This is a genomic window from Mesorhizobium sp. WSM4820, from assembly GCF_055811075.1.
Genome location: NZ_JBVVQN010000006.1, coordinates 191,076 through 209,378, shown reverse-complemented (window position 1 = coordinate 209,378; position 18,303 = coordinate 191,076). Strand labels below are relative to the sequence as shown.

Below are 18,303 nucleotides of genomic sequence, written 5' to 3'. Positions count from 1 at the left end.
CTATCTAGAGACAGGTCGCGCCTCGGCAATGGCCTGAGGAGTCGAGCGTGTCCTGCTTACTCGCCGACCTAATGGAAAGCCAATTCCCTGAATCGCTTGGCGCATTCTATTCAACGAACACTTTCACGCTGGCCGCACGCCCGGCCGCGTCGATCACGGTCAGGGTCGAATAGCCGGCGCCGTCCGGCTGCCAGGTCGCGGTGCGCCGCCGGTCGATGCCGACCAGCGGCTTGCCATTGGCCAGCCAGCGGAACGGGGCGCGGCCGCCTTGCAGCTTCAGCACCAGTGGCATGGCGTCGGCGGTGGTGGCGGCGAGATCGACGTGGGCGCCGTCGGGCGGAAAGATGATCGTCGGCGCGGGCTCGGTCGGCGTCGCCTGGACTAGGCCGTCGGCGCCAGAACCGAAGCGCGCCAATGTCACCGGCAGATCGTCGCGCCTGGGTCTGGTGACGCCGGCCATCTGGCCTGGCAGCGGCACGGCAGCCAGGCCGGAGCGGACAAAGCCCTCGAACAGGATCGGTGCGGCCGAGACATAGCCGGACAGGCCGGGCACCGCGCCGGCGTCGGGGCGGCCGACCCAGACGCCCAGCACATAGCGCCCGTCGAAGCCGACCGACCAGGCATCGCGGTAGCCGTAGGAGGTGCCGGTCTTGTAGGCAATGCCGCGCCGGGCGGCGCCCTCGGGCGGCTTGACGCCCGACAATATGTCGGTGATCTGCCAGTTCGCCTGATCGTTGAGGATGGTAGCGGTCGAGCGCTCGGCATTCGCCGGCTCGGTGCCGACATGCAGCGTGTGTGCCTTGCCGCCATTGGCGAGCCCGGCATAGAGCTGGACGAGGTCGCGCAGCGTCACGCCGACGCCGCCAAGGCCGATGGCGAGACCCGGCGCCTTGTTGACGGGCAGGATCGGCGTGACGCCGGCCTTCCGAAAGCGCGCGAGCAGCCGCGCCGGCCCGACCGCGTCGAGAACACTGATCGCCGGCACGTTGAGCGACAGCTGCAGCGCCTGCCTGATGCTGACGTCGCCCTGATAGCCCATGTCGAAATTCTTCGGCCGATAGCCGGAGAAATCCGTCGGCCTGTCGTCGATCAGCGTTTCCTGCGCCACCAATCCCTGCTCGAAGGCGAGCCCGTAGATGAACGGTTTTAGCGTCGAACCGGGCGAGCGGACGATCCTGGTCATGTCGATCCAGCCGGAGCGGCTGGCGTCGAAATAGTCGGCGGAGCCGACTTCGCCGAGGATGTCGCCGGTACGGGCGTCGGCTAGCACCATGGCGACGGACAGGCGAGGGCCGAGCCTGGCGGCGGCATCCCTGGCCACCTGTTCCAGCCCTTCCTGGACACTCTTGCGGATCGTCAGCCGCAGCTTGTGGCCGGGGACGGCCCGGGGCAGCACTGCATAAGCGGCATGGGCGGCGAGTGCCGGCAGCGGGCGGCGGCTGGCGGGAACATCGTCGAGCGCGGCACGTGCGGCCTCGCGCTCGCCGAGCAGGCCCGATGCGACCATGCGCGTCAGCACCCGGTCGCGGGCGGCTTGGGCGATTGCCAGGTTGCGGTCGGGCCGGCGCTTTTCCGGCAGTTGCGGCAGCGCGACGAGCAGCGCCGCCTCCGAGACGTCCAGCCGCTTCGGCTCCTTGCCGAAATAGGCCAGCGAGGCGGCGCGCACGCCTTCGAGATTGCCGCCATAGGGCGCCAGCGTCAGATAGCGTTCGAGGATCTCGCGCTTGCTGAGCCGCCGCTCGATCTGCAGGGCGCGCAGCAGCTGCTTGAGCTTGGAGCCGAGGCTGCGGCTGTCGCGCGGTTCGGTCAGCCGGGCGAGCTGCATCGACAGCGTCGAGCCGCCGGAGACGATACGGCCATTGGTCACGAACTGGCCGGCGGCGCGGGCCAGCGCCAGCACGTCGACGCCTCGATGGTCCCAGAAGCGCTTGTCCTCGTAAGTCACCAGCATGTCGACGAACTGTCTGTCGACCTGATCGAGGCGGGTGGCGAGCCGCCAATAGCCGTCCGGCGTGGCAAAGGCCCGCAACAGCTGGCCGTCGCGGTCCTGGACTTCGGTCGATACCGTCAGCGCCGCCGGCAGCGGCGGCGGAAAGGCGCGGTCGAGCTGCCAGAGGGTGGCGGCGGCGAGCGCGACGAAGCCGGAGAGGGAGGCGGCGGCGATGGCTGAACGGCGCAGGAATTTCTTGGAGAGCACCGCGTTGCCCCTCATCCGCCTGCCGGCACCTTCTCCCCGTCTAGCGACGGGGAGAAGGGGGCTGTCACGGCCCACAGCGGCTTTTCTGCAGCGTTCGAGTTTGGCGAAAATTTCGGCGCAGGCCTCTTTCTCCCCGTCACTATACGGGGAGAAATGCCCGGCAGGGCAATGAGGGGCATCGCCATCGCCATGGTTCGCCATCTTTGCCTTACGGCGCCTTGACCTCCATCATGCCAGTCGCGGTGCGGGCCGAATATTGCGGCCGGTACATGTCCTCGACGGTTGCCGCCGGATGGGCATAGGTGCCCGGCGTCACCGCACGCACGACATAGGCGAGCGTGATGTTGCGGTCGCCTTCGCCGTCGTTCGGATTGAAAGCGGCGACGAAACGGTCGTCGCGGAATTCGAGATGGGCGGCGTCGGTCTGGGCCAGCCAGGAGAAATTCGACAATTGGGCGCTGGAAACCAGGCCCGGATTGTCGATCTCGAAGCCGGCCGGCAGCAGATCGGTGATCACCAGCCGCGACGGCCATTTGTTCTGCTCATAGATATTGAGCACGACGACATAGCGTTCGTTCTGGGTCGCCTGCGTGACATTGGCTTCGGTGCCGTCGAGCTTGTAGTAGGTGCGGCCGATGGTGAAGCCGTCGCCGCCGGCCGGCAACGGCTGGATCGGCGAGGCCACCGTGGTGACGACCGCCTGCAGCGGGTTGCTGCCGGTGTTGGCGACGGTCAGCGGACTGTCGGCAATGTCGCTGCCGGCGATCTGGTCCGAATAGGCGCCGGCATGCGGCGCGCCATTGATGGTCAGCGCGATCGCATCATTGCCGGCCTTCAGGGCACGCGCCGCCAGCAGCATCCAGGACTCGTCCTGCGTGCTGGTCCATCTGACGGCGGCGCGTTCCTGCGTCACCCGCTTGATCAGCGCCGGCACGATCGCCGGCACCGGCTTGGATTCGGCGGCAAGCGCCAGCATCGCCGCGCCGTCACGCAGTGGCGAGCCGTAATCGGACCTGTAGTAGTCGTATGCCGAGCTCGAATTGGCCAGTTGCAGGGCGGCCTGGAAGGTGGCTTCCGCGCGCTGCGTGTCGCCATAGAGCGCCAGGCCCGCCGCCAATTGGGCGACGGCCATCGGGCTGGTAAAGGCTTCGAGCTGGGTGTCGGCGTAGTAGCGCAGATCGCCGATCGAGGCCTTCTTGTTGCGGGCCAGCACATAGAGCGCATAGGCGATCTCGCTGCCGCGATCCTTGACGTCCTGGTCATAGCCGATCGCGTTTTGCAGATTGCTCAGCGCCTGGTTCATCGCCAGCGCCGGCACGTCGTATTTCTGCTCGCGCGCCCGGGTCAGGAAGTCGGTGACATAGGCGTCGAGCCACAAATCGCCGGAGCCCGGGCCCCACAGGCCGAAGCTGCCGGCCGAGGCCTGGTAGCTCAGCACCTTGTAGATGGCATCCTGGATGCGGCCGTGCAGATCGGCGTCGCTGGCCATGCCGGCGCCCGACGCCATCTCGTTGACATACAGCAGCGGCATGGCGCGGCTGGTGGTCTGCTCGGCGCAGCCATAGGGGTAGCGGTCGAGCGTCATCAGCAGCGATGGCACGTCGAAGGCCGCCGCCTGTGAAACGCCGACGCTGACCGAAGCGCCGTCGAGCAGGCTTGCCGCCAAGAGCTCCTTGTCGACGCGCAGCGAGCCGCCTTTGTCCTTGAGGTCGACCACCATGCGGGTGGTCACCGGCAATTGCGCCGGGCGCACCGGGACATAGAGCGTCTGCTCGACAGCGGTGCCGTCGGCATGGGCGAGCTTGATGGTGATCGAGGCGTTGCCCGGCGCCTCGGCGATCAGCGGCACGGTCAGCGTCTGCCGCTTGCCCTTGGCCAGCGTCAGCTTTTCGGGCAGCGCGGCATCGCCGGTCGAAAGATCGCCTGACGTGTCGATCGACAGCGCATAGTCGCCCTCCGGACCGTCGGCGTCGGTGACGTCGAGCCGCATGACGGCCGAATCGCCGGGCGCTAGGAAGCGCGGCAGGCCGGCGGTGATCACCACCGGATCGCGCACGATCACGTCGGACTGGGCATGGCCGACCCCGTCCTCGGTCCAGGCGACGGCCATGACGCGCACGGTGCCGTTGAACTGCGGGATGTCGAAGTCGATCCGCGCCTTGCCGTCGGCGTCGAGCTGGACCGGACCGGAGAAGAAGGCGACCAGCTTTTCGGTCGGCGGGCTGCCTTGCGACTGGATGTTGGCGCCGTCGCCGCCACTGCGCAGCTTGCCGGTCGTGCCCAGCGAGCCGTCGATCAGGCGGCCGTAGAGGTCGCGTACTTCAAGGCCGAGCATGCGCTGGCCGAAGAACCAGGTCTCCGGATCCGGCACCTTGTAGTTGGTCAGGTTGAGGATGCCGACATCGACGGCCGCGACCATGACATAGGCGTTGGCGCCCGGCTGCACGCCGGCCACCGAAACCGGGATCGACAGCTGCTGGCGCGGCATGGTCTTGTCCGGCGGCGTCAGGCTGACCACGAGTTTTTTCGAGCCCGGATCGACCTTCAGCCATTTGACGCCGATCGCGCGCGCCGGCATGCGGGTTTCCTGCGCCTCGCCCGGCCTGAACAGCGTTGCCGTGACATAGGCGCCCGCGCCCCAGTCGTCGCCGACCGGGATGTCGATGGTGCTGCCGCCGGCCGGCACGCTGGCGGTGACGGTCTTCAGGAGCTTGTCGGCGCCGATGATGACGAGCAGCTCGCCGGCAAAATGCGGCGACACTTTGAGCCTGGCCACTTCGCCCGCCGCATAGTTGTCCTTGTCGAGGGCGATTTCGAGGCCGTCGGGCGTTTCGGTGGTGGTGGAGCTGACATACCAGCCGGCGTCGAATTCGTAGCTGGTCGCCGGGCCTCGCGGGTCTGATGTCTCGATCTCGAGCCGGTAGCGGCCCCAGTCGACCGGCAGCGAGACGGTGGCCTCGCCGTCGGCGGTCAGGTCGACCTGGCCGCTGGCCACCGACTTGGTGAAGGTGACCGGCTCATAATTCCAGGAATTGCTGGAGCGGTACCATTGGTAATTGCGTTCGACCTTGACCAGCGACCATTGCGCGCCCTGCAGCGCCTCACGCTTGCCGTCGGGGTCGACGGCAATCAGGCCGAACTTCGCCGTGCCGCCTTGCGGCACCTCGTCGCCGTCGAAATCCGGGCGGATGCCGATCATCTGGCCCTGCGGCCGGATGGCGATGTTGAGCGAGCGTTCGACGGCGCGGCCGCCGGTCTCGCGCATCCTGACCGTAACCTTGGCATCGACCAGCCTGGTGGTCGAGGGCAACTGGTCGACGGAAACCGGGAAGGTCGCCTTGCCGTCGTCGCCGACCACCGGCAGGCCGGTGAACGGGGTGACTGACGGTTCCGCCGACTGCTCGTCGGCGAGGCCGAAGGAATAGCCCTTGAAGCGGTCCCAGGCGCGGGTGGTCGACAGCGTCAGTTCGCCTTCGAGCGCCAGCCCGGCGGCCGGCGCGCCATAAAGGAAGCGGCCGTCGACGGTAACGTTGGCGGTTTCGCCCTGCGCGATCTCGCGGCTGTCGGAGGACAGGTCGAACTCGATGCGATCCGGCACGAAATCCTCGACCAAAAACATCTGGCTGGCGACCGCCGCCTGCTTGGGGTCGGTGTGGATCGCCACCGTCCAGGTGCCGCGCATGGCGTTGGCTTCGAGCGGCAGGTCGACGGCATGGCCGCCGGCCGATGCGCCGTCGCTGACGATGCGGCGGTTCTCGACGCCGTCGGGACGGGTGAAGATGAAGGTCAGCGGCAGGTTCTCGACCGCCTTGGCGGCGCTGTCGCGGGCAAGTGCTGCGACATGGACGTCCTCGCCGGCGCGGTAGATGCCGCGTTCGGTCCAGGCATAGACGTCGAGCGCGCCCGGCGCCGGACGCCCGGTGACGCCGCGATCGGAAAGATCGAAGCCGGCGCGGCCCATGTCGAGGAAGACGAAGTCGCTGTCACCCTGCTTGGCTGTCAGCACGGCCGGCACCATGCCGCCGTCGCCGCGCGTCAGTCCGGGGTTGAAGACGGCGCGGCCTTGCGCGTCCGTGGTCGCGGTGCCGAGGATCTCGTTGTTCCTGGCCAGCAGCGTCAGTTCAGCACCTGATATCGGCTTGGCGGTTGCGAGCGAACGGGCAAAGACGTTCAGCCCGTCCTGCCCGGTATAGGTCGACAGGCCGATATCGGAGACGACGAACCATTGCGTGGCGCGCGAATCATAGTCGTCGTCGTTCTCGTCGACCGGTTGCGCGGTCAGCACATAGACGCCGGGCTTGCGCTGCGGCAGCGCTTCGTCGACCGGGAAGGAGGTTGTTACCTCCTTGTTCAGGTCGTTGGCGATGGCGAGCTGGCCCTGCCAAACCGGCTCGCCCATCTGGTCGGAAATGTTGGAGATGTCGTAGCCGTCAAGCTGGCGCAGGAACTGGTAGCCGGACAGAAGCTGGGTCAGCGAGCGATCGCCGATGCGAAAAAGCTTCATTTCGGCGGCGCTCATGTTGACGGTGACGACCGGGATGCCGCGGCGAGCGCCGGCCGGCAGCACGAAGCTGTCGCCGGTGAAACGGGCGGACGGGGCGCGGTCCTGCACATAGATCGACAGCACCACCGGGTTGGAGATCACCTCGCCGATGGCGGCCGGCAGGCCGGGACGGAAGGTCACGTCGTAATGCTGGCCGTGCTCGAGCCCCTCGACGCAGATCTGCTTGTCCTTGGCCTCGACACCCTTGGGGGCGGCGTTGTCGACGGTGACGAATTGCGCGTAGTCGACGCCGGTCTTAACCAGGTCTTCGGAAAACTGCGCGCAGATGCGTGGCGCGCTGGTGTCGGCGTCGACCGTATGATCGACGACGCGGAAGCCCTTGCGCGCCTTGAGGTCCTGATAGGCGGCCGTGACCCAGGGCGAACTGACCAGCGCGAGGCTCGCTTCGTAGGCCTGCAGCGCCGGCCGAGCGAGGTCGCGGCGATCGAGCCCGTCGCCAAGCAGTGCCAGCGCTTCGGCACGGGTTTTTGTGGTGCGCAGCAATTTGTAGGCGTTGAAGCCGGCGGAGGTGGCGTTCGCCGGCAGGGTCGACGCCTCGGCGCTGTTGGCGGTCGGCTGCACGGCAAGTGTTTCCCGCGCCAGTTCAAGCCAGAGTTGGCCATCGTCTGGCAATACCGAAACCAAAGCCTCGTATTTTTGAACGGCCAGGCGGTGGTCGCCGGTCTGCGACGCTTGCCTTGCCGCCTCCCGCAGCGCCGTCAGCCCTTCGGTGGGCTTGGTGTAGGCCGGGCCGGTGAGCCTGTTGCGGTATTGCTGGGCCTGGTCGGCCATCCAGGCGGGGAAGAAGGCGAGCGCCGGCGGCGCGCCGATGTCGGGGTCGCCTTCGACGTTGACGACCTTGCCGGCGACCGCGCCCTTGAAGGGCTTCAGCGTGTTATAATCGGATTTGAGAAAACACCATTTGGCCTTGGGGTTGTAGGTGAAGGCGCGGCAGGCGGGATCGCCAAGACATGTCGTCGTGCACTGATCGAGGCTGACGTTCTGGTCGGATCTGAGATCGAAGCCGAAGTAATCGGAATTGTCCGATGTCACCACCCGGCGCGCTTCGGCCGCTTGCGCGACACTGCCCCAGGCGAAAAAGAGAAGGAAAAGAATCGACAGACCACGAGCCGCGCGCATTGCCATGACACCCCTCCGGACACTGCTTACGTTACGTCCACGTACGTCCAGACATGTTCAAGCTTCGGTCCAGCTTGTCAACACAAGGACGCGGCAGGTTCCCGCCTGCCAACGGTTTCCTTTCCGGCCGATGACCGGTAGTACCTCCACAGGACAGGGATCACGCTTTCTTGCGGCGACGCAGAAGGTGTGAATTCCAAGCCCTGTCCATTTAAGACAGTTGGATTGTGGCAATTGGATTGTGGCCCGTTTACGAGCAATTCAGAACTTCATTCCAATTTTAGCTTTGGCCGCTAGTGTAGAGTTGTAATGTCGGCGTATGAAAGGCAGATGTCGGGAGGAACCGCGCCACGGCGCGTGTTTTCGCTCGCCTTGCTTTCCGCCTTGCTATGCTCGACTGCACTGGTTGGCGCGAGCGGAAATGCGGCCGCTTTCGAGATCTTCGGCATCAAGCTGTGGGGATCGTCGGAGGATGAAGATGCCGACATCGTCGATCCGCTGCGCTATGCGGTGACCATAGAGGCGCCCGACGCCGACGAGGATCTCGCCGAAAAACTCGAAAACGCCTCGGCGCTGAAGGACGACGAAGAACGTCCGGTCTCCGGTTCGCTCGGCCTGCTGGCCAAGGCGCGTGCCGACCGCGATCAGCTTGTCGCCGCCCTTTATGCGGACGCCCGCTACGAGGGCGTCGTCACCATTACCATCGAAGGCAAGCCGCTCGACGATTTGCCGCCCGACGCCGAATTCTCGGGTCCGCAGCCGATTCCGGTGGTGATCAACATTGCGGCCGGGCCGAAGTTCACGCTTGGCGACATCAGCCTGGAGGGCGATGCGGCGGGGCTGTCGGGCGCCGATTTCGGCCTGATCGCCGGCGGCGATGCCGGTTCCGGTGTCGTGCTCAAGGCCGAGGCGTCGATCGTGCGGGCGCTCAAGGAGGACGGCAGGCCGCTGGCCAAGGTGACCGCCCGCGAGATCGTTGCCGATCACGCCACCTCGACGCTCGACGTGGCGCTGACCGTGGCCGCCGGGCCGGTTGCCGGCTATGGCGACACCACGGTCGAAGGCACCGAGAAGGTCGACCGCGCTTTCACCGAATACATGACCGGCCTGAAGCGCGGCCGCCAATATTCGCCGGAAGAGGTCGACGAGGCGCGCGACCGGCTGCTCGGGCTGGAAGTCTTCAACAGCGTCACGCTGAAAGAGGCCGACGGTCTCGACGCCGACGGCAACATCCCGATCGGCGTTGAAGTGAGCGAGCGCAAGCCGCGCTATTTCGGTCTTGGCGGCACCTTCTCCAACACCGAGGGGCTCGGCCTCGAAGGCTATTGGGGTCACCGCAATCTGTTCGGCCGTGCCGAAAAACTGCGCATCGAGGGCGAAATCAGCGGCATCGGCAGCAACGAACTGACCGAGCTCAACTACAATGCCGGCATCATGTTCGAAAAGCCGGGCGTGGTCGGGCCGGCGTCCAAATTCTTCGCCAACGTCAACACCGTGCTGGAGCATCCCGACGCCTACGACCGTTTCTCGGTCAAGGGCAGCACGGGCCTGTCTTATGACCTCGACAGGCAGCAGACGGTTTCGGCGGAGGTCGCGCTCGACTATTCGAAGATCACCGATTCCTTCGGCAAGCACACTTTTCTGATCGCCAGCATTCCGCTGCGCTATGTCTACGACAACCGCGACAACCGGCTCAACCCGACGACCGGATTCAGGGCGCTGGCCTATGCCGAGCCGAGCTACGACATTTTGAACGGTGCCGCCTTCGTCAAGCTGAGGGGCGAAGGATCGGCCTATCAGGCGCTCGACGCGGCCTCGAAGTTCGTCCTGGCCGAACGCGTCGCCATCGGTTCGATCATCGGCGCCGGCCTTCAGGATGTTCCGGCCGACCGCCGTTTCTATTCCGGCGGCGGCGGCTCGGTGCGCGGTTATGCCTATCAGGGCATCGGTCCGAAGGACGCCGACGGAGAGCCGATCGGCGGGCTGTCCATCTTCGAGACCTCGATCGAGATGCGCATCGCCATCACCGACACGATCGGCGTCGTGCCGTTCGTCGATGCCGGCACCGTCTCGACCGATCAATTCCCGGATTTTTCCAACATGAAGGTCGGCGCCGGCGTCGGCTTGCGCTATATTACGCCGTTCGGACCGCTGCGCATCGACGCGGCGGTGCCGCTCAACCCGGATCCCGACGACCCGGATTTCGGCATCTATGCCGGCATCGGCCAGGCGTTTTGATGACAATGTTCAAGCGCATCCTTCGCATTGCCCTTTACACGCTGCTCGTCCTGGTGGCGGCGGTGGTCGGTGCGCTCGTCGTGCTGACCAAGACCGAGCGCGGCCGCGCCAATCTCGCCGGCATCATCTCGACCGTGGCGTCGAGCGATGACCAGAAGGTCACGGTCAGCGGCATCGACGGCATCTGGTCCGGCGCGCTGACGGTCGACCATGTGGTGCTGGAGGATCGCCAGGGCGCCTGGCTGGTGGCGCGCAAGGTGGCGGTCGACTGGTCGCCGCTGGCGCTTCTGTCGAAGAACTTCAGCGCCGGCCGCGTCGCCGCCGATCGCATCGAACTGGCGCGGCTGCCGGTGGCCGGCACGCAGCCGAGCCAAGGTGGCACGCTGCCGGTGTCACTCGACGTCAAGCAGATCGACCTGCCGGAAATCGCGCTCGGGCAGGCGCTGGCCGGCAGCGGTATCGCCGAGCTCGCCGCCAGGGGATCGTTCAAGGCCGACGCGGCGCCATTGGCGCTCGCAACCAGCCTCAACATCACCCGCCGCGACGGCAAGCAAGGCAAGCTCGACGCCAACATCCATTTCGCGCCCGCCGACAACAAGCTGGACCTCGATCTGAAGGCGTCGGAGCCCGCCGGCGGCATCATCGCCAATCTGCTCAAATTGCCGGATGCGCCGCCGGTCAACATCGTCGTCACCGGCACCGGGCCGGTCGCCAATTGGAGCGGCATCGGTACCTTCGTCGTCGACGGCCAGATCGTCACCCAGCTCACAGGTCGCCACCAGCTCACCGACAAGGGCAACTATGTCGAGGCCAAGGGCGACGGCGACTTCCAGCGCTTCTTGCCCGACAATCTGAAATCCTTGTTTGCCGGCAAGACCAGCTTCGACCTCGCCGGAACCGCGATCGTGACGGGCGGCGTCGAGGTCGAGCGCGCCAGCATCGACAGCGATGCCGTGCATGGCACCGCCGCGGGCAGCATCGACCCCAACGGCGCCAGCGACCTTTCGGTGGAACTCGCCGCCAAGGGTCCACCAATCGTGCTCAGCCTCGGCGCCGCGGCGCAGCCGGTGACGGTCGCGATCACCGGCGCCACGGCCCGCGCGTTCGGCGGCGGCAAGGCGCCGATAATCGACATCGGCGCGTCCCTGGTCTCGGTGGTGGCGGGCGGCACGCGGGTGGACGATCTGGTGGCCGAAATCCATTCCGACGGCTTCGACATCCAGGACCGCAGCGGACCGGTCACCATCAAGCTTATCGCCGGCGGCCTGAACACCGACGTGGCGACGCTGGCGCCGCTGGTGACCGGCAGGGTCACCGCGGACCTCGCCGGGTCGGTCAGCAAGGACGAGATTGTCGTCGATCAAGGCACGCTGCGCAGCGATGCGCTCAATGCCTCGGTGACATCCAGGGTGACGCTGGCCGATCTGGCGATGACGCTCAAGATGAATGCCGATGCCGTCTCGACTGCGCTGCCGCCGCAGATCCGCCCGATTCTCGGCGAGCGCGTGACATTCTCGGCGACCGCGACCCGCGACCCGCAAGGCTTGTTTGCCGCCAATGCGCTGCAACTCAATTCGGGCTCGCTCAGCGCCAGCGGCACCGCCAGCGCGACGGGCACCGACATCCAGGCCGACATCAGGGGCACGCTCGGCGATGTCTCGGTGCTGTCGCCGATGGTTGGCGTACCGGTCGGCGGGGCCGTCGATTTCGCGCTGACGGCGAGCGGCGCGCGCTCGGCGCCGGATTTCTCGGTCTCGGCCGACAGCGACAGCCTGACCGCGTCGGGCCGGACGGTCAAGACGATCAAGCTGACAGCGACGGGCAAGGCCGACATCGTCAATCCCGCTGCCGATGTCGCACTGACAGGGTCCGTCGACGACCAGCCGCTCGATCTCAGGGCATCTTTGGTGACGCGTGACGGAACGCGTTCCCTCAACGGGCTTAGCCTGTCGCTGGCCGACAACAAGGTCTCGGGCGATCTCGTGCTCGACGACAGCTTGCTGCCGCTCGGCACGCTGACCCTCGAAGCGCCCGATATCGGCCCGCTGGCCGCGCTTGCCGGGCAGACGGCGGCCGGCGACGTGCAGGGCAGCATCCGCCTCTCGAATGATGGTGGCGCGCCGACGGTAGTCATCGATATGACGAGCGGGTCTATTTCCCGCGGCGATCTGGCGGCGAAGACCATCGCCGTCAACGCGCTGGTCGCCAACTTTCTCAAGGCGCCGGCGATCTCCGGCACGATCAAGGCCGATACGGTCACATCAGGCGCCACCGTGATCAGCGGCATCGGTGTCGATTTGAGGCGCGACGGCGACTGGACCGGGTTTTCCGGCGGCGCCACCGTCGCCGGCATTCCGGCCAGGGCCGAAGGCAGGGTGAAGATCGCCGACGGCACGACAAGCGTCGAGATCGCTTCCGGCGAAGCGACCATTCGCGGCATCAAGGCGGCGATCGCGCAGCCGTCGACCCTGAGCATCGCCAATGGCAACGCCAGAATCGAGAAACTGATGCTCGATGTCGGTGGCGGATCGGTGACAATGTCCGGCACCGCCGGCCAGACGCTCGATCTTGCGGCAGAGTTTTCCGGGCTGCCGGCCGCCCTGGCCAATGATTTTTCACCCGGCCTCGACGCCGCGGGCACGCTCGGTGGAACGGCGCAAGTGACGGGACCGTCAGCAGCCCCTGACATTCGTTTCGATGCGCAGCTCAGCGGCGCCGAGACCAGCCAGACCCGCCAGGCGGGGCTCGGGCTGCTCAACCTCGATGCCGCAGGCAGCTTCTCCTCCGCCGGTGGCGTCGCCATCGACAACGCGACGCTTGCCGGGGACAAAATTTCCGGCAAGGCTGCCGGCACCATCAATCCGAACGGCGCCAGCGATTTTTCGCTCGACCTGGCCTCGACCGGCCCGAGCCTGCCGCTGGCGCTTGGTAGCACCGAGAGCCCGATCAAGCTCGAGTTGCAGGCGCTGTCGGTGGAGGTCGCGGGGCAGGGCACGCAATCGACGCTGAATATCTCCGCGACACTGCCGTCGGTCGCCACCAACCTCGCCAAGGCCGAAGGCATCGCGCTTGCGCTCCATTCCGACGCCTTCGATCTGAAGGGCCGAACAGGGCCGATCTCCGGCACGGTGACGGCGGACAAAATCGGCCTGGACAATCCGACCATCGCGCCGCTGCTCGCCGGAAAGATTACTGCCAAGGTCGCCGGCGATCTCGCTACCGATACCATCGTCATCGACAGCGGCTCGGTAACGAGCGAGGTACTGGACAGCGGCTTTAATGGAAGGGTCTCCCTGGCCGATGGCGCCATCGATCTCAACCTCAGGGCGGTTGCGGCTTCCGCGGCACTGCCGGCGGCAGTGCGCGGCGTGCTCGCCGAGCGGACGCAGCTCAGCGCGGCACTGAAGCGCGACGCCAACGGCAATGTTATCGCCAACGCCATCAGGCTGGTATCAGGTGCATTCAGCGCCGACGGGCAGGCCAGCCTCGCCGACAACAAGGTCAGCGCCGACGTCAAGGGCGCGCTCGCCGACATCTCGCTTCTGTCCGGGGATGCCAAGGGCGCCATCACCTTCGCGCTGAACGCGCAAGGCGCCAGCACCGCGCCCGACCTGTCGCTGACGGTCAACAGCGACCGGCTTTCGGTGGCGGCGCGAGAAATCACCGGGCTAAAGCTCACCGCGACGGGGAAGGGCGACATCGCCAGCCCGGCGGCCGATATCTCGCTCACCGGATCCGTCAATGACGAGCCACTCGATTTCAAGGCGTCGCTGGTAACGCGCCAGGGAAAGCGGTCCATAAACGGACTAAGCCTGTCACTGGGCGACAACAAAGTTTCGGGCGACCTTGCTCTCGACGATCGATTCCTGCCGCTCGGCACGGTTGCGCTGGATCTACCCGATATCAGTCCGCTCGCAGCCCTGGCGCTGGAAAAAGCTGACGGCGACGTGCGTGGCACGATCGTCTTCTCGAAGACCGGCAATGCGCCTCATGTCGCCATCAAGGCGACCACAGATTCAATTTCGCGCGGCGATCTTTCGGCAAAGACGGTCACCATCGATGCGCTGATTGCCAACTATGTCGCCGCACCGGCGATCTCCGGTAAGATCCGTGCCGACAGCGTCACCTCCGGCGGCACCGTGATCAGCGGCATCGATGTCGATTTGAAGCGCGACGGCGACTGGACCGGGTTTTCCGGCGGCGCCACCGTCGCCGGAATTCCGGCCACGGCAGAAGGCAGGGTGAGGATCGCGGACGGCACGACAAGCGTCGAGATCGCCTCCGGCGATGCGACCATTCGCGGCATCAGGACGGCGATCGCGCAGCCGTCGACCCTGAGCATCGCCAACGGCGCCGCCAGCATCGAGAAACTGATGCTCGATGTCGGCGGCGGATCGGTGACCGTATCCGGCACCGCCGGCCAGACGCTCGATCTTGCGGCAGAGTTTTCCGGGCTGCCGGCCGCGTTGGCCAATGATTTTTCACCCGGCCTCGACGCCGCGGGCACGCTTGGTGGAACGGCGCAAGTGACGGGACCGTCAGCAGCCCCTGACATTCGTTTCGATGCGCAACTCAGCGGCGCCGAGACCAGCCAGACCCGCCAGGCGGGGCTTGGGCCGCTCAAGCTCGATGCGGCAGGCAGCTTCTCCTCCGCCGGCGGCGTCGCCATCGACCGCGCGACACTTTCAGGAGACAAGATTTCCGGCAAGGCTGCCGGCACCATCAATCCGAACGGCGCCAGCGATTTTGCGCTCGACCTGGCCTCGACCGGCCCGAGCCTGCCGCTGGCGCTCGGCAGCACCGAGAGCCCGATCAAGCTCGAGCTGCAGGCGCTTTCGGTAAAGGCTGCAGGGCAGGGCACGCAGCCGCAGCTCGACATTTCCGCTGTTCTGCCGTCGGTCGCGACGAAATTCAGCGATGTCGAGGGGCTCACGCTGGCATTGCACTCGGACGCTTTCGACGTGAAGAGCCGGACGGGGCCGGTCTCCGGCACGGTGACGGCAAACAAGATCGGCCTGGACAATCCGACCATAGCGCCGCTGATCGCCGGCAAGATCACGGCACAAGTCGCCGGCAGCCTGGCGACCGACGGCATTGTCATCGACAGCGGGTCGGTGACGAGCGACGCGCTGAACAGCGGCTTCAATGGAAGGATCTCGCTGGCCGACGGCGCCATCGACCTCAACCTCAAGACCGACGCCGTTTCCGCGGCGCTGCCGGCGGCAGCGCGCGGCGTGCTCGCGCAGCGGACGGAACTCAGTGCCGCGCTGAAGCGCGACGCCAATGGCAATGTCACCGCCGATGCGATCAGGCTGGTGTCCGGCGCGCTGACCGCCGACGGGCAGGCCAGCCTTGCCGACAACAAGCTCACCGTCGACATCAAGGGCGCGCTGGCCGACATCTCGCTTCTGTCAGGGGACGCCAACGGCGCCATCACCTTTGCGCTGAACGCGCAAGGCGCCAGCACCGCGCCCGACCTGTCGCTGACGGTCAACAGCGAGCGGCTTTCGGTTGCCGAACGCGAGATCACCGGGTTGAGCCTCACCGCCACCGGGAAGGCCGATGCCGCCAACCCAGCGGCCAATGTCCAACTGACCGGAAACGTCGCGGGCCAGCCCCTGCAAGGCAGCGCGGTGCTGGCGACGTCAGACGGCAAGCGCGCCATCGACGGGCTTTTGCTGTCGCTCGGCAAGAACCGGATATCAGGCGACCTGGCGCTTGACGAGGCGTTCGTGCCCGAAGGCACCGTGGCGCTCGACCTGCCCGACATCGGACCGCTGGCAGCGCTTGCGCTGGAAAAGGCGGAAGGCGACATCCGCGGCACGATCGTCTTCTCGAAGGCCGGCAATGCGCCTGGCGTCACCGTCAAGGCTTCGACCGCTTCGATTACACGCGGCGATGTTTCGGCGAAGACGGTGACCATCGATGCATCGATCGGCAATTATCTCGCGGCACCGGTGATCTCCGGAAAAATCCGTGCCGACAGCGTCACCTCCGGCGGCACCGTCGTTCGCGGCATCGATGTCGATCTGACCCGCGACGGCGACTGGACCGGCTTTTCCGGCGGCGCCACCGTCAAGGACATTCCGGCCGAGGCAGCCGGCCGCGTCAGGGTCGCCAATGGCACGACGACGGTCGAGCTCGCCTCCGGTCAGGCGACGATGCGCGGCGTCAAGGCGGCGATCGCCCAGACCTCGACCATCACCATCGCCAACGGCACCACCAGCCTGGACAGGCTCGCACTCAACCTCGGCGGCGGCACGGCGACGGTTTCGGGCAAGGTCGGGGAGGCGCTCAATCTCAACGCGACGCTGGCGCGGGTGCCGATATCGCTTGCCAACAGTTTCTCGCCCGGCCTCGATGCCGCCGGCTCGATCTCGGGCACGGTGAAGGTGACGGGCGCGCCGGCCAATCCGGCCGTCGCCTTCAAGGTCGACGCCGCAGGCGTCCAGACGTCGCAGACCCGCGGCGCCGGTTTCGGCGGCATGGGCGTTTCGTCCTCCGGCACGTTTTCCGGCAACCGACTGACCTTCGAGGCCAACATGAGCGATGCCGCCGGTCTCGGCCTCAAGGGCGGCGGCACGATGACGACATCAGGCACGCCGACGCTTGATCTCGACTTTTCCGGCAAGGTGCCGTTCGCCTTCCTGACCCGGACACTGGCCGCACAAGGCCTGTCGTTGAGCGGCACGGCCGACGTCAATCTGAAGGTGCGCGGCCCGGCGACGGCGCCGGTGATCACAGGCACGGTCCGCACGTCAGGTGCCCGCCTGATCGATGCACGCTCGGGACTTGCGATCAACGACATCACCGCCGATGTGGCGATCGGCGATGGCGTCGCCAGGATCAACCGCCTGACCGGCAATTTGTCGACGCGCGGCAGCCTGTCGGCCAGCGGCACGGTCGGCATCAATCCGGCGCAAGGCTTTCCGGCCGACCTGTCGGTCAAGCTCGTCGACGGTCGCTACACCGACGGCAGGGTGGTCACCGCCAATCTCGGCGGCGACCTGACCATCAAGGGGCCACTCGCATCGGCGCCGGTGATCTCGGGCACGATCAACCTGGCCAAGACCGTCATCACCGTTCCCGAAAAGCTGCCGGGCTCGCTGGCGGCGCTCAACATCAGGCACAAGAACGCACCGGCCGCCGTGCGCGCGCAGGACAAGGCGTTGCGCCCGGCGACGGCGAGCAGCAGCAGCAGTGGCGGCGGCCTCAACCTCGATGTCACCGTGAACGCGCCCAGCCAGATCTTCATCCAGGGCAGGGGCGTCGATGCCGAGCTTGGCGGTTCGTTGCGGCTGACCGGCCCGGCATCGTCGCCGCAAGCGGTCGGCACCTTTGACTTGCAGCGCGGTCGGCTGTCGATCCTGGCCAAGCGGCTGACCTTCACCGAAGGCACGGTCGGCTTTTCGGGGTCGCTGGTGCCTTATCTCAATCTCACGGCGACATCGACGACGAGCAGCACCACCGTCACCATCGTGGTTTCGGGCGAGGCGACCAATCCGAAATTCAACTTCTCGTCGGTGCCGGCATTGCCAGAGGACGAGGTCCTGGCGCAACTGATTTTCGGCCGCTCGATGTCGAACCTGTCGCCGCTGCAGATCGCCCAGCTTGCCGAAGCCGCCGCGCAACTGGCCGGCATCGGCGGCTCGACCTCGCTGCTCCAGAACCTGCGCAGCGCCATCGGCGTCGACGATCTCGACGTCGTCACCGACGAGGAGGGCGGCACCGCGGTCTCGGCCGGAAAATATCTCAACGACCGCACCTATGTGACGATCCAGAAGGGCGACAAGCCGGGTTCGGGCAAGGCAGCGATCGATCTCGACGTCGGCCGCGGCGTCAAATTGCGCGGCGAAGCCACCGATGCCGGCGAAGCCAAGGGTGGCATTTTCTACGAACGCGAGTACTGAAGCCGGCCGGCGAGATAGGGTCCGGCAATCCGACAGCCCTCGTCGCCGTATTGGCACTCATCCGGGATCGGCCGGCGCGGTGCAAAGCTTCGCGCACGACCGCGAGAATCGAAATCGATTTCGGCGCAAAATCAAACCGCTACAGCGTCCGTTGCGCGCCCGACGGGACGTGCGGCGCGGCAGTGAATGTCTCAGTTTGATCGATGCCGGAGATTCGAACGAAATCTGCCGGGCAATAGCAATTTTGCGCCAAGACTGTCGTTATCACGCGAACT

General features: G+C 66.4%; 4 protein-coding genes. 2 read left to right on the top strand and 2 right to left on the bottom strand.

Annotated features, from left to right (window positions below):
* Positions 1-106: 106 nt before the first annotated feature.
* Positions 107-2,212 (bottom strand): penicillin-binding protein 1C, encoded by a 2,106-nt coding sequence (gene pbpC, locus AC0L2R_RS12495; RefSeq protein WP_473509216.1) that lies wholly within the window; start codon positions 2,210-2,212, stop codon positions 107-109.
* Positions 2,213-2,405: 193 nt separating this feature from the next.
* Positions 2,406-7,886 carry an alpha-2-macroglobulin family protein gene (locus AC0L2R_RS12490; protein ID WP_473509214.1) on the bottom strand — a complete coding sequence of 1,827 codons (5,481 nt, stop codon included), beginning with the start codon at positions 7,884-7,886 and terminating at the stop codon, positions 2,406-2,408.
* Positions 7,887-8,189: 303 nt separating this feature from the next.
* Here AC0L2R_RS12490 and AC0L2R_RS12485 point away from each other — a divergent pair, with 303 nt between their 5' ends.
* Positions 8,190-10,118, top strand: a complete 1,929-nt coding sequence (locus tag AC0L2R_RS12485) for an autotransporter assembly complex protein TamA (RefSeq protein ID WP_473509212.1) — start codon at positions 8,190-8,192, stop codon at positions 10,116-10,118.
* Positions 10,118-18,028: a translocation/assembly module TamB domain-containing protein gene (locus AC0L2R_RS12480; protein WP_473509210.1), complete on the top strand. Its 7,911-nt coding sequence runs from the start codon at positions 10,118-10,120 to the stop codon at positions 18,026-18,028. Before AC0L2R_RS12485 ends, AC0L2R_RS12480 begins: the two co-directional genes overlap by 1 nt.
* Positions 18,029-18,303: the final 275 nt, after the last annotated feature.

What these genes read in the sequence shown, in the direction of transcription:
- pbpC (WP_473509216.1), bottom strand. Translation starts at nt 2,212, where the DNA reads ATGAGGGGCAACGCGGTGCTCTCCAAGAAATTCCTGCGCCGTTCAGCC.
- AC0L2R_RS12490 (WP_473509214.1), bottom strand. Translation starts at nt 7,886, where the DNA reads ATGGCAATGCGCGCGGCTCGTGGTCTGTCGATTCTTTTCCTTCTCTTT.
- AC0L2R_RS12485 (WP_473509212.1), top strand. Translation starts at nt 8,190, where the DNA reads ATGTCGGCGTATGAAAGGCAGATGTCGGGAGGAACCGCGCCACGGCGC.
- AC0L2R_RS12480 (WP_473509210.1), top strand. Translation starts at nt 10,118, where the DNA reads ATGACAATGTTCAAGCGCATCCTTCGCATTGCCCTTTACACGCTGCTC.